Raw genomic sequence first — 13,573 nt, 5'->3', positions numbered from 1 at the left:
TCCCGACCCACAGACCCGAACGTGAGGACGACCTTGAGCTCGATCACCACTGACCCCGCCGTGCTCGTGCTGGAGGACGGCCGCGTCTTCCGCGGCCGCGCCTACGGCGCCCTCGGCACCGCCCTCGGCGAGGCCGTGTTCTCCACCGGCATGACCGGCTACCAGGAGACCATCACCGACCCGTCCTACGCCGGCCAGCTCGTCGTGCAGACCGCCCCGCACATCGGCAACACCGGCGTCAACGCCGCCGACGCCGAGTCCCGGCGGATCTGGGTGTCCGGCTACGTCGTGCGCGACGCCGCCCGCCGCCCGTCCAACTGGCGCTCCGAGGGGTCCCTCGACGAGCAGCTGGTGGCCCAGGGCGTCGTCGGCATCCAGGACGTCGACACCCGGGCCATCACCCGCCACCTGCGGGACCGCGGCGCGATGCGCGGCGGGATCTTCTCCGGGGACGCCGCGCTGCGCCCCGACGCCGAGCTCGTCGCCGAGGTCGGCGCCGCCGAGCGGATGGAGGGCCGCCGGCTCGCCGAGACCGTCTCCGCCCCCGAGGCCTACGTCGTGGAGCCCGCCGAGCACGGCTGGACCGGCGAGGTCCTGCACGAGCTGGTGGCGGTGGACCTCGGCATCAAGTCGATGACCCCGCACCGCTTCGCCGAGCGCGGGGTGCGGGTGCACGTGGTGCCCGCCGACACCGGCTTCGAGCAGATCCGGGCCCTGGCCCCGCGCGGGGTGTTCTTCTCCAACGGCCCCGGCGACCCCGCCACCGCCGAGCGGCAGATCGAGACGCTGCGGGAGGTGCTGCGCGCCGGGATCCCGTTCTTCGGCATCTGCTTCGGCAACCAGCTGCTCGGCCGGGCCCTGGGCTTCGGCACCTACAAGCTGGTCTTCGGCCACCGCGGGATCAACCAGCCGGTCCTGGACCGGCGGACCGGGCGCGTGGAGATCACCGCCCACAACCACGGCTTCGCCGTGGACGCGCCCCTCGACGGCCCGGTCGAGGCGCCCCTGGGCGAGTTCGGCCGCGTCGAGGTCAGCCACGTGTGCCTCAACGACGACGTGGTGGAGGGCCTCAACTGCCTCGACCTGCCCGCGTTCTCGGTGCAGTACCACCCGGAGGCCGCCGCCGGCCCGCACGACGCCTCCTACCTCTTCGGCCGGTTTATCGAGCTGATGGACAGCCACCGGGACGGCCGCGCCGACCCGACCGTCGACAACGCCGTCCCCGGCGGCGCCCAGGGCGCCCAGAGCCCCGAGGACACCCCGAACGCACAGGAAGAAGGGCAGAACTGACATGCCGCGCAGGACAGATCTCACCAGCGTTCTGGTCATCGGCTCCGGGCCGATCGTCATCGGACAGGCCGCCGAGTTCGACTACTCGGGCACGCAGGCCCTCCGGGTGCTCAAGGAGGAGGGCCTGCGGGTCATCCTCGTGAACTCCAACCCGGCGACCATCATGACCGACCCCGAGTTCGCCGACGCGACCTACGTGGAGCCCATCACCCCCGAGGTGGTGGAGAAGATCATCGCCAAGGAGCGGCCCGACGCCCTGCTGCCCACCCTGGGCGGGCAGACGGCGCTCAACACGGCGATCGCCCTCGACGCCAACGGGGTGCTCGACAAGTACGGGGTGGAGCTGATCGGCGCCAACGTCGAGGCCATCAACCTGGGCGAGGACCGCGAGAAGTTCAAGGGCGTGGTGGAGCGCTGCGGCGCCGAGTCCGCCCGCTCCGTCATCGTGCACTCCATGCCCGAGGCCCTGGCCGCCGCCCAGGAGCTGGGCTACCCCATGGTGGTCCGCCCGTCCTTCACGATGGGCGGCCTCGGCTCGGGCCTGGCCTACGACGAGGAGGACCTGCACCGCATCGCCGGCGCCGGCATCCAGTACAGCCCCACCTCCGAGGTGCTCCTCGAGGAGTCCATCCTCGGCTGGAAGGAGTACGAGCTGGAGATGATGCGCGACAAGAACGACAACGTCGTGGTCGTGTGCTCCATCGAGAACTTCGACCCCGTGGGCGTGCACACCGGGGACTCGATCACCGTGGCCCCGGCCATGACGCTGACCGACCGCGAGTACCAGAACCTGCGGGACATCGCGATCGCCGTGATCCGCGAGGTCGGCGTGGACACCGGTGGGTGCAACATCCAGTTCGCGATCGAGCCGGACACCGGCCGCGTCGTCGTCATCGAGATGAACCCGCGCGTCTCCCGCTCCTCGGCCCTCGCCTCCAAGGCCACGGGCTTCCCGATCGCCAAGATCGCCACGAAGCTGTCGCTGGGCTACACCCTCGACGAGATCCCCAACGACATCACCCGCAAGACCCCCGCGTCCTTCGAGCCGACGCTGGACTACGTCGTCGTGAAGATCCCGCGCTTCGCGTTCGAGAAGTTCCCCGCCGCGGACCCCACGCTGACCACCACCATGAAGTCGGTCGGCGAGGCCATGGCGATCGGGCGCAACTTCACCGAGGCGCTGCAGAAGGCCATGCGCTCCCTCGAGCAGAAGGGCTCCAGCTTCTCGTTCGTGCGCCCCGAGCTCGACGACGACGCCCTGGCGCGGCTCGTCGACGCCACCCGCACGCCCACCACCGAGCGGATCCAGCAGGTCCAGCAGGCCCTGCTGGCCGGCGCGTCCGTGGAGCGGCTCTACGAGGCCACGGGCATCGACCCCTGGTTCCTCGACCAGCTGGTGCTGCTCAACGAGGTCGCGGACGTGGTGCGCCAGGACGCCGACCTCACGGTGCGCACCCTGCGCCTGGCCAAGCGGCACGGCTTCTCCGACGCCCAGATCGGCGAGCTCGCCCACCTGGCCGAGGACGTGGTCCGCGGCGTGCGCCACGCGCTGGGCATCCGCCCCGTGTTCAAGACCGTCGACACGTGCGCGGCGGAGTTCGAGGCGTTCACCCCGTACCACTACTCCTCCTACGACGAGGAGAGCGAGGTCGGCCGGCACGAGCGCCCCTCCATCATGATCCTCGGCTCCGGGCCGAACCGGATCGGGCAGGGCATCGAGTTCGACTACTCGTGCGTGCACGCCTCCATGGTGCTGCGCGAGGCCGGGCACGAGACCGTGATGGTCAACTGCAACCCGGAGACCGTCTCCACCGACTACGACGTCTCCACGCGGCTGTACTTCGAACCGCTGACCTTCGAGGACGTCATGGAGGTCGTCGAGACGGAGCGGCGCACCGGCGGGCTGCTCGGGGTGTTCGTGCAGCTGGGCGGGCAGACCCCGCTCAAGCTCGCCGCCCAGCTCAAGGCCGCGGGCGTGCCGATCCTCGGCACCACCCCGGAGGCCATCGACCTCGCCGAGGACCGCGGGGAGTTCGCCCGGGTGCTCGCCGAGGCCGGGCTGCGCCAGCCGAAGAACGGCACGGCGTCCACCTTCGAGGCCGCCAAGCGGATCGCGGACGACATCGGCTACCCGGTGCTCGTGCGCCCCTCGTACGTGCTCGGCGGCCGCGGCATGGAGATCGTCTACGACGAGCCGGCCCTGGCCCGCTACCTGCAGAACGCCACCGAGGTCTCCGCCTCGCGGCCCGCGCTGATCGACAAGTTCCTCGAGGACGCCATCGAGATCGACGTGGACGCCCTCTACGACGGGACGGACCTCTACGTGGGCGGCGTGATGGAGCACCTCGAGGAGGCCGGCATCCACTCCGGGGACTCCGCGTGCACCCTGCCGTCCATCACCCTCGGCCCGGACGTGGTCGAGCGCGTGCGCGAGGCCACCCTGGCCATCGCCCGCGGCGTGGGCGTGTGCGGGCTCATCAACATCCAGTTCGCCGTGGCCTCCGACATCCTCTACGTCATCGAGGCCAACCCGCGGGCCTCCCGCACCGTGCCGTTCGTCTCCAAGGCCACGGGCGTGCAGCTGGCCAAGGCCGCCGCCCTCATCGGCACCGGCACCACCATCGCCCAGCTGCGGGCCCAGGGCCACCTGCCGCAGCGGATCGACGGGTCCACGCTGCCCGCCTCGGCCCCCGTGGCCGTGAAGGAGGCCGTCCTGCCCTTCGCGCGCTTCCGCACCGCCGAGGGGGCGGTGGTCGACTCCCTGCTCGGCCCGGAGATGCGCTCCACCGGCGAGGTCATGGGCCTGGACAAGTACTTCGACACCGCCTTCGCCAAGGCGCAGGCGGCGGCGAACGTGTCCCTGCCCACGTCCGGGCGGATGTTCGTGTCCGTGGCCAACAAGGACAAGCGCTCCTCGATCGCCTACGTGCGGATGTTCCGCGACCTCGGCTTCGAGATCCTCGCCACCGGCGGCACCGCGGACGTGCTGCGCCGCAACGGCATCGAGTCCACCGTGGTCCGCAAGATCCGCGAGACGGCCCCCGGGGAGCGGACCATCGTGGACCTCATCGCCGACGGGGAGATCGACCTGATCTTCAACACCCCGGCCGGCGGTGCCGCCCGCGGCGACGGCTACGAGATCCGCGCCGCGGCCACCAGCGTGGGCGTGCCCCTGATGACCACGGTCTCCGTGCTGGGCGCCGCCCTGCAGGCCGTCACCGCGCTGCGCTCCTACTCGTGGGACGTGACGAGCCTGCAGGAGCACGAGCAGCGCCTGGAGGTCCTCCTGCGCGCTGGCGAGCCCGAGGCCGTGCGTGCCTGAGGACACCGCCCCGGCGCCCGGCCCCGTGACCCCGGCGCCCGGCCGGGCGCCCTTCGGCGCGCGGCTGGGCGCCGCGATGGACGAGCACGGGCCCCTGTGCGTGGGCATCGACCCGCACCCCGGCCTGCTGGACGCGTGGGGCCTGCCCCGCTCCGCCGAGGGCCTGCGCCGGTTCGCGCTCACGGTCCTGGAGGCCGCCGCCGGGCACGCCGCCGCGATCAAGCCCCAGGTGGCGCTGTTCGAGCCCTACGGCGCCGCCGGCTTCGCCGTGCTCGAGGAGCTGCTCGCGCAGGCGCGCTCGGCGGAGCTGCTGACGGTCGCCGACGCCAAGCGCGGGGACATCGGCTCCACGATGGAGGCCTACGCGGCCGCGTGGCTGGGGGAGGGGTCCCCGCTCGCGGCGGACGCCGTGACCCTGAGCCCCTACCTCGGCTTCGAGTCGCTGCGCCCGGCCCTCGACCTGGCGGCCCGCACCGGCCGCGGCACGTTCGTGCTGGCGCTGACCTCCAACCCCGAGGGTCGCTCCGTCCAGCACGTCGGGGGCCGGGAGTCCGTCGCCGGCTCCGTGTGCGCCGCGGCGGCCGCCGAGAACGACCGGCTCCGCGGTTCCGGGGGAGAGCCGGCCGCCCGGGCCGGTCTCGGCTCCTGCGGGCTCGTGGTGGGCGCCACGGTCGGCAGCGCGCTGACCGAGCTCGGCATCGACCTGACGGCGGTGCGCGGGCCGCTGCTCGCCCCCGGCTACGGCGCGCAGGGCGCCCGCGCCGACGAGCTCCCGGCCGTGTTCGGCGCCGCGGCCGGGCAGGTGCTCGCGGCCTCGAGCCGGGCGATCCTGCGCCGGGGACCGGAGGTGCCGGCGCTGCGGGAGGCGGTCCTGCGCTCGGCAGGGGAGCTGGCGGCAGCCCTGGACTGAGCCCCCGCGGTGGTCCCGCGCCTCCTCCCGCCGGCTCCCCGGCGACGACACCCCTGGTCACACCACGGTCGTGTCGCCTTGCGAAGCATCGTTCTTCATGTAGTTTCTTTAGCAAACGGGCTGTCCGTCCTCTCGTGGGACGGGGGCTGCAGTCCGTGGCGACGAGGAGGAACCACATGGCACTGCGTCCGTTGACCGACGAGGAGCGAGCCGCCGCGAGGGAGAAGGCGACCCGGGCACGGACGGCGCGCGCCGACGTGAAGAAGGGGCTGCGCGAGCGCCGCATGACGGTCGCCGAGATCCTCGACCGCGCGGACCGGGACGAGGCCGTGAGCCGGCTGAAGGTCTCGGACCTGCTCGAGGCCACCCCCGGCATCGGCAAGGTCCGCTCCGCGGCCATCATGGACGAGATCGGCATCGCCCGCACCCGGCGGCTGCGCGGGCTCGGCGTGCACCAGCGCAGGGCGCTCATCGAGCACCTGGACCGCTGAGCCGGGCGGGGCGCGGAGGCCCCGGGCGCGATCCGCTAGATTGGGGGAAACACCCCAGTCCCAGGAGGATGCCCGTGAGCCTCGACGCGCCCCGCGCCGCGCGCCCGTCCCTGACCGTGCTCGCCGGACCCACGGCCGTGGGCAAGGGCACGGTCTCGACCTACGTCCGGGACCACTACCCGCAGGTGTGGCTGTCCGTGTCCGCGACCACCCGGGACCCCCGCCCCGGGGAGGTCGACGGCACCCACTACTTCTTCGTCTCCGACGAGGAGTTCGACGCCATGGCCCGCGACGGGCAGCTGCTGGAGTGGGCCGTGGTGCACAACTCGCACCGCTACGGCACGCTGCGCTCCACCGTGGAGCGGGCCCTCGAGCGCGGGCTCAGCGTCCTGCTCGAGATCGACCTGCAGGGCGCCCGCCAGATCCGCAACACCATGCCGGAGGCCAACTTCGTGTTCCTCGCCCCGCCCAGCTGGGACGAGATGGTCGCCCGGCTCGTCGGCCGGGGCACCGAGACGGCGGCCGAACAGCGGGTCCGGCTGGAAACCGCTAAACTGGAGCTCGCGGCAGAGCCGGAGTTCGACCACACCGTGATCAACGACCGGGTCGAGCGCGCCGCCGCCGAACTCGTGCAGCTCATGGGGGTCGACCCCGAGCCGGCATCCTGAGACCCGTCCACCCCGTCTGGAGCAATCGCTTGTCTACCCACACCGAAGGCATCATCAACCCGCCGATCGACGCCCTGCTGAAGAAGTCTGACTCCAAGTACGGACTCGTGATCTTCGGCGCCCGGCGGGCCCGGCAGATCAATGCCTACTACTCGCAGCTGCACGAGGGCCTCTTCGAGTACGTCGGTCCCCTCGTGGACACCCAGCTCAACGAGAAGCCGCTGTCGATCGCCTTCCGCGAGATCGACGAGGGCCTCATCGAGGGTCGCCCGGTCGAGCACGCCGGGTTCGCCGAGAACGGCCAGCTCACCACGGAGGCCGACCTCGCCGCCGACGTCTTCGGCGCCGACTTCTTCGCCCAGGGCACCGAGGAGAGCGCCGTGGACTTCTCCGCGGACGCCGCCTTCTCCGGCGGCACCTCGGTGGACTTCTCCTCGGGCGACGACAGCCCCGCCGAGCCGCTGGGCGACCTGCCCGGCAGCGGCGCGGCCATCGCCGCCGACAACGCCTCCGACGGCGCCGGCGACGCGGCGGACGCCGCTCCGGAGGAGCCGGGGCGCGAGCCCGGGGACCTCCAGGACCTGTGAGCCGGCCGGCACCCCGACGACGGGGCGCGGCGGCGTGAGGATCGTCCTCGGCATCGGCGGGGGCATCGCCGCGTACAAGGCGGCGCTGCTCCTGCGCCTGTTCACCGAGAGCGGCCACACGGTGGTGCCCGTCCCCACCGAGGCCGCGCTGCGCTTCGTCGGCGCCCCCACCTGGGAGGCGCTCTCGGGCCAGCGGGTCAGCACGGACGTCTTCGACCGCGTGGACGAGGTCAACCACGTCCACCAGGGCCAGGCCGCCGACCTCGTCGTCGTCGCCCCGGCGACCGCCGACCTGCTGGCGCGCGCCGCCCACGGGCACGCCGACGACCTGCTGACCACCACGCTGCTCGCCACGCGCGCCCCGGTGCTGTTCGCCCCGGCGATGCACACCGAGATGTGGCTCAACCCGGCCGTGCAGGCCAACGTCGCGCAGCTGCGCGCCCACGGGCACACCGTCCTGGAGCCCGCCGACGGCCGGCTCACCGGCCCCGACTCGGGCCCCGGCCGGCTGCCCGAGCCCGAGGTCGTCCGCGACGCCGCGCTTCGCCTGGCCGGGGACGGCGGCGCCCCCGACGGCCCGCTGGCCGGCACGCGGGTGCTCGTGAGCGCGGGCGGCACCCGCGAGCCGCTGGACCCCGTCCGTTTCCTGGGCAACCGCTCCTCCGGCAAGCAGGGCGTGGCGATCGCCGCCGCCGCCCGGGACGCCGGTGCCGCGGTCACCCTCGTGGCCGCCCACCTCGAGACGCCGGTGCCCGCCGGCGTCGAGGTCGTGCACGCCGGCACCGCCGAGCAGCTGCGCCGCGCCTGCGTGCGCGCCGCGGCGCGGGCCGACGTCGTGGTGATGGCCGCCGCGGTGGCCGACTACCGCCCGGCCCGGATCGCCGACGCCAAGCTGAAGAAGGCCGAGGACGGGTCCAACCCCGTGCTCGAGCTGGTGCGCAACCCCGACATCCTCAAGGAGCTCGTGGACCTGCGCAACACCGCCCGGCGCCGCCAGCTCCTCGTCGGCTTCGCCGCCGAGACCGGGGACGCCGAGACCGACCCCCTGACGTTCGGGCGCCGGAAGCTCGTGCGCAAGGGCTGCGACCTGCTGGCCGTCAACCACGTGGGCGAGAACCTCGTCTTCGGCCAGGACACCACCACCCTGACCGTGCTCAGCGCGGCCGGGGCCCCCGAGCAGGTGCTCGAGGGCTCCAAGACGGACGTGGCCCGCGGGCTCGTGGCGCGGATCGCCCAGGAACTGGCCGGCGTCCGCGCCGGAGCCTGACCCGCCCGGGCCGGCGGCGCCGACCGGTGCGGCGCTGCGCCGTCCGGGGCGCCCGGTAGTGTGGTCTCCCGTGAGCGAGACGACCCAGCACCTGAGACTGTTCACCTCCGAGTCCGTCACGGAGGGACACCCCGACAAGATCTGCGACCAGATCAGCGACTCCATCCTGGACGACCTCCTGCGCCAGGACCCCGAGTCCTCCGTGGCGGTCGAGACCATGGTGACCACCGGGCTGGTGCACGTCGCCGGCGAGGTGAAGACCCGCGGCTACGTGGAGATCCCCAACGTGGTGCGCAAGACGCTGCTCGACATCGGCTACAACTCCTCGGTGCACGGCTTCGACGGCGAGTTCTGCGGGGTGTCCATCAGCGTCGGGGAGCAGTCCCCGGAGATCTACGAGGGCGTGTTCCAGTCCCTCGAGGTCCGCGAGGGCACCGCCCGCGACGCCCGCGACGCCCAGGGTGCCGGGGACCAGGGCATCATGTTCGGCTACGCCTCCAACGAGACCGAGGTGCTGATGCCGGCGCCGATCCACATCGCCCACCGCCTCTCCGAGCAGCTCACCCGCGTGCGCAAGACCGCCGTGCTGCCGGGTCTGCGCCCCGACGGCAAGACCCAGGTCACCCTCGGCTACGACGGCGACCGCCCCGTGGCCGTGGACACCGTGGTGGTCTCCGCCCAGCACGTCGAGGGCTACGACCTCGACCAGCTCGCCTCCGACCTGCGCCGCAGCGTGATCAGCCCCGTGCTCGAGGAGTCCGGGCTGGACCTCTCCGGCACCCAGGTGATCATCAACCCGGCCGGCAACTTCGTGCGCGGCGGGCCCGTGGGGGACGCCGGTCTGACCGGCCGCAAGATCATCGTGGACACCTACGGCGGCATGGCCCGCCACGGCGGGGGCGCCTTCTCCGGCAAGGACCCCTCGAAGGTGGACCGCTCCGCCGCCTACGCGATGCGCTGGGTGGCCAAGAACGTGGTGGCGGCCGGCCTCGCCGACCGCGTGGAGGTCCAGGTCGCGTACGCGATCGGGCGCGCCGCCCCCGTCGGGCTCTACGTCGAGACCTTCGGCACCGAGAAGGTCGCCCCCACCCGGATCGAGCACGCCATCCGTGAGGTCTTCGACCTGCGGCCGCTGGCCATCATCGAGGACCTCGATCTCAAGCGCCCCATCTACGCGCGCACCGCCGCGCACGGGCACTTCGGCCGCTCCGAGCCCGAGTTCACCTGGGAGCGCACCGACCGCGTCGCGGACCTGCGGTCGGCCGCCGGGGTCTGACCGTGGACCCGGAGGGCGCCGGGGACGCCGCGGAGGGCCCGCGGCAGCTGTCGCTCCTCTCGGGCTTCCCGCCCCGGCCCCCGCGCGAGGACGCGAAGGGCGTGGGCGCGGTGCTGCCGGCCGAGCACGACCCCGTGGCCCGGGTGCTGCTGGACACCCACGTCCCGCACCTGGACCGCCCGTTCGACTACCTCGTGCCGGCCGAGCTGGCCGGGGCGGCGGTGCCGGGCGCCCGCGTCAAGGTCGGCTTCGGCGGGCAGGAGCTGACGGGCTTCGTGCTCGAGCGCACGGGCGAGTCCGAGGTCATGCACCGGATCCAGCCCCTGCGCCGGGTGCTGTCCCCGCTGCCCGTGCTCGCCCCGGAGATCGCGCGGCTGGCCGAGGACGTCGCCGCCCGCTCGGCCGGCACGGCCGCGGACGTCGTCCGGGTGGCCGTCCCGCCCCGCGTCGCCCGCGTGGAGAAGGAGGTCGAGCAGCGGCTGGCCGAGGTGCCCGGCCACTCGACCGGGCTGTCCCCGCACGCCCCGGGTCCCTCCCACGACGCCGCGCTGGCGGACTACGCCGGCGGTGCGCAGTTCCTGGCGGAGCTGGCGGCGGGGGCCTCCCCGCGGGCCGTCGTCGAGGTGCTCCCCGCCCATCCCGCCCACGACTGGACGGACGTCCTGGCCGCCGCGATCGGCGCGGCGTGGCGGGCCGGGCGCGGGGCGGTCGCCGTCGTCGCGGACCAGAAGGCGCTGGCGCGGCTCGAGCGCTCGGTCGCGGACGAGATCGGCGGGGAGCACCTGGTGCGCCTGCACGCCGAGGACGGGCCCACGCCCCGCTACCGGGCGTTCCTGGCCGCGGCCACCGGGCAGGTGCGGGTGGTCCTCGGCACCCGCTCCGCCGCGTACGCCCCCGTGGACGACCTCGGCCTCGTGGCGTGCTTCGACGACGGCGACGAGAACCTCGTGGAGCAGCGCGCCCCCTACCAGCACGTCCGGGACGTGCTGCTGCTGCGCGCCGGGCGCAGCGGGTGCGCGGCGCTGTTCGCCGGTCACGCGGTCAGCCCCGAGGCCCAGCGCCTCGTCGTCTCCGGGTGGGCCCGCCGGATCGCTCCCGCGCGGGACGTGCTGCGCGTCCACGCCCCGCGGATCGTCTCCACCGCCGACTCCTTCCACGCCGCCCGGGACCCGCTGGCCTCCCGGGCCCGGCTGCCCGAGACGGCCTACCGGGCGGCCCGCGAGGCCCTCGAGCGGGGCCCCGTCCTGGTCCAGGTCGCCCGCGCCGGCTACGCCCCGCACCTGGCGTGCGAGCGCTGCCGGGAGCCCGCCCGCTGCACCGCCTGCGACGGGCCTCTCGGGGTCGTGTCCCGGCGCGGGGTGCCCCGGTGCGGCTGGTGCGGCCGCTCGGCGCACGCCTGGTCCTGCGCCGCCTGCGGGTCCCCCCGGATGCGCCTGGTCACCGTCGGGGCGCTGCGCACCGCCGAGGAGCTGGGGCGGGCGTTCCCGAAGGTGCCCGTCGTGGCGTCCTCGGGCGACGCGGTGCGCGCGGACGTCCCCGGCACGCCCGCTCTCGTCGTGGCCACCCCGGGCGCCGAGCCGGTCGCGGAGGGCGGCTACGCGGCCGCCCTGCTGCTGGACGGCAACCGGATGCTGATGCGCCCCGCCCTGCGCGCCGCGGAGCAGACGCTGCGCCGGTGGTTCAACGCCGCCGCGCTGGTGCGCCGCGCCCGGGACGGCGGGATCGTGGTGGTCACCGCGGAGCACGAGGCCGCCGTGGGCGCGCTCGTGCGGTGGGACCCGGCCGGGTACGCCGAGCGCGAGCTGGTGGAGCGCCAGTCCCTGGGCCTGCCCCCGGCCGTGCGCTCGGCGGCCGTGACGGGCCCGGCCGCGGCGGTCGCGGCGTTCCTGGCCGACCTCGAGCTGCCACCCGCCGTGCGGGTCATCGGGCCCGCCCCCCTGGAGGACCACGAGCCCGGGCCTGAGGGGGAGCCGGCCCCGCACCGGGCGCTGCTGTTCTTCGGCTACGGCGTGGCCGGGGAGGTCACCCGCCGGCTGCGGGCCGCCCGGTCGAAGGCCTCCGCGCTGCGCAAGCACGCCCCGGTGCACGTGCGCTGCGACGTCACCGACCTGCTCTGAGGACCGCGCCGGCCCAGGCGCACCCGTGGTCGGCGCAGCGGCGGGTGCGCCCGGGTGTTGGCGCACGGGCCGCGGTGTGGTTGGTTGGTGTCCTGGGGCCGCGCCGCGGCCGGGAGTCGGAGGCCACCGTGGGCGAAGAGGTCAGTTCCCGCAGCTACACGCGCGAGCAGCGCCAGCGCTACCGGGAGAAGGTCCGTGCGGACCTCGACGTGTTCGAGCAGATGCTCGCCCGCGCCTCGTTCGAGTTCGACCGGCCCATGACGGGGCTGGAGATCGAGCTCAACCTCGTCGACGGGAGCTTCGACCCGCACTTCCACAACGACGAGGTGCTCGCCGCGATCGCCGACCCCGGGTACCAGACCGAGCTGGCGCGGTACAACATCGAGCTCAACGTGCCTCCCCGCCCGCTGCCCGGACGGGCCGCCCTCGAGCTCGAGGAGGACCTGCGCGCCTCGCTCAACGCCGCGGACGCCGCGGCCCGCGGGGTCGGCTCACGGATCGTGACGATCGGCATCCTGCCCACCCTGCGCCCCGAGCACTACGAGCAGGAGTGGATCAGCGACAACAACCGCTACACGGCGCTCAACGACTCCATCTTCGTGGCGCGCGGGGAGGACATCCGCCTCGAGATCGAGGGGCCCACCGGCGAGCGGGTCGACACCTGGTGCGACTCGATCGCCCCCGAGTCGGCGTGCACCAGCGTCCAGCTGCACCTGCAGGTCGCCCCCGCCCAGTTCGCGGCGCACTGGAACGCCGCCCAGGCGCTGTCCGCCCCGCAGATCGCCCTCGGCGCGAACAGCCCGTTCTTCTACGGCCGGCGGCTGCACGCCGAGACCCGGATCGCGCTGTTCACCCAGGCCACGGACACCCGCCCGGTGGAGCTGAAGAACCAGGGGGTGCGTCCCCGGGTGTTCTTCGGCGAGCGGTGGATCACCTCGATCTTCGACCTGTTCGAGGAGAACGTCCGCTGGTTCCCGGCGCTGCTGGCCGAGAGCTCCGAGGAGGACCCGGCCGCGAAGCTGCGGGCCGGGATCGCCCCGGACCTCTCGGAGCTGCGGCTGCACAACGGGACGGTCTACCGCTGGAACCGGCCGATCTACGACGTCGTGGGCGGCCGGCCGCACCTGCGGGTGGAGAACCGGGTGCTGCCCGCGGGCCCGACGATCACCGACGTGATGGCCAACGCCGCGTTCTACTACGGGGCCGCGCGCGTGCTGGCCCGGCAGGAGCGGCCGGTGTGGACCCGGATGAGCTTCCCGGCCTGCGCCGAGAACTTCACCCGCGCCGCCCGGGACGGCATCGACGCCCGGCTGTACTGGCCCGGCTTCGGGGAGGTCAGCGCCGACGAGCTCGTCCTGCGCCACCTCCTCCCGCTGGCCCACCAGGGTCTCGAGGAGTGGGGGGTGGCTCCGGAGGTGCGCGAGCGCTACCTGGGGATCATCGAGGGCCGGTGCGTCTCGGGGGTCAACGGCGCGGTGTGGCAGACCCGGGCGGTCGAGCACTTCGAGCGCCACGGCGCGGACCGGCCCACCGCCCTGCGCCGGATGCTGGAGGCCTACGCCGAGCACATGGACGAGAACGAGCCGGTGCACACCTGGTCGGTGCCCTAGGGGCCACGCGGGCGCCGCGGGCGGGCCCCTGCGCC

General features: G+C 74.0%; 10 protein-coding genes. All 10 read left to right on the top strand.

The annotated features are described in order from the left end of the window. Positions 1-33: 33 nt before the first annotated feature. Positions 34-1,290 carry a glutamine-hydrolyzing carbamoyl-phosphate synthase small subunit gene (gene carA / locus ACZ2G1_RS03035; RefSeq protein WP_017832304.1) on the top strand — a complete coding sequence of 419 codons (1,257 nt, stop codon included), beginning with the start codon at positions 34-36 and terminating at the stop codon, positions 1,288-1,290. 1 nt (position 1,291) lies between these two features. Further along, entirely contained in the window at positions 1,292-4,612 is a 3,321-nt protein-coding gene (carB, locus tag ACZ2G1_RS03030; RefSeq protein ID WP_035928498.1) for a carbamoyl-phosphate synthase large subunit, read from the top strand. After that, complete coding sequence (gene pyrF, locus ACZ2G1_RS03025; RefSeq protein ID WP_470377466.1) at positions 4,605-5,522, top strand: orotidine-5'-phosphate decarboxylase; 918 nt, start codon at positions 4,605-4,607, stop codon at positions 5,520-5,522. The genes carB and pyrF overlap by 8 nt, the downstream gene beginning before the upstream one ends. Positions 5,523-5,698: 176 nt before the next feature. Next, positions 5,699-6,013, top strand: a complete 315-nt coding sequence (gene mihF / locus ACZ2G1_RS03020) for an integration host factor, actinobacterial type (RefSeq protein ID WP_017832307.1) — start codon at positions 5,699-5,701, stop codon at positions 6,011-6,013. Between the two features lie 68 nt (positions 6,014-6,081). Then, positions 6,082-6,681, top strand: a complete 600-nt coding sequence (gmk, locus tag ACZ2G1_RS03015) for a guanylate kinase (protein ID WP_031282390.1) — start codon at positions 6,082-6,084, stop codon at positions 6,679-6,681. Between the two features lie 29 nt (positions 6,682-6,710). Beyond that, positions 6,711-7,268 (top strand): DNA-directed RNA polymerase subunit omega, encoded by a 558-nt coding sequence (gene rpoZ, locus ACZ2G1_RS03010; RefSeq protein WP_017832309.1) that lies wholly within the window; start codon positions 6,711-6,713, stop codon positions 7,266-7,268. Positions 7,269-7,302: 34 nt separating this feature from the next. After that, complete coding sequence (coaBC, locus tag ACZ2G1_RS03005) at positions 7,303-8,535, top strand: bifunctional phosphopantothenoylcysteine decarboxylase/phosphopantothenate--cysteine ligase CoaBC (protein WP_017832310.1); 1,233 nt, start codon at positions 7,303-7,305, stop codon at positions 8,533-8,535. A gap of 70 nt (positions 8,536-8,605) precedes the next feature. Then, complete coding sequence (gene metK / locus ACZ2G1_RS03000; protein WP_035928490.1) at positions 8,606-9,811, top strand: methionine adenosyltransferase; 1,206 nt, start codon at positions 8,606-8,608, stop codon at positions 9,809-9,811. Between the two features lie 2 nt (positions 9,812-9,813). After that, positions 9,814-11,928, top strand: a complete 2,115-nt coding sequence (locus ACZ2G1_RS02995) for a primosomal protein N' family DNA-binding protein (protein ID WP_035928487.1) — start codon at positions 9,814-9,816, stop codon at positions 11,926-11,928. A 128-nt stretch (positions 11,929-12,056) separates the two neighbouring features. Next, on the top strand, positions 12,057-13,538 hold the full coding sequence (locus ACZ2G1_RS02990; RefSeq protein WP_109222642.1) for a glutamate-cysteine ligase family protein: 1,482 nt from the start codon (positions 12,057-12,059) through the stop codon (positions 13,536-13,538). Positions 13,539-13,573: the final 35 nt, after the last annotated feature.

Source organism: Kocuria sp. KKT182 (assembly GCF_055635395.1).
This window is presented reverse-complemented; position numbering and strand designations above follow the sequence as displayed.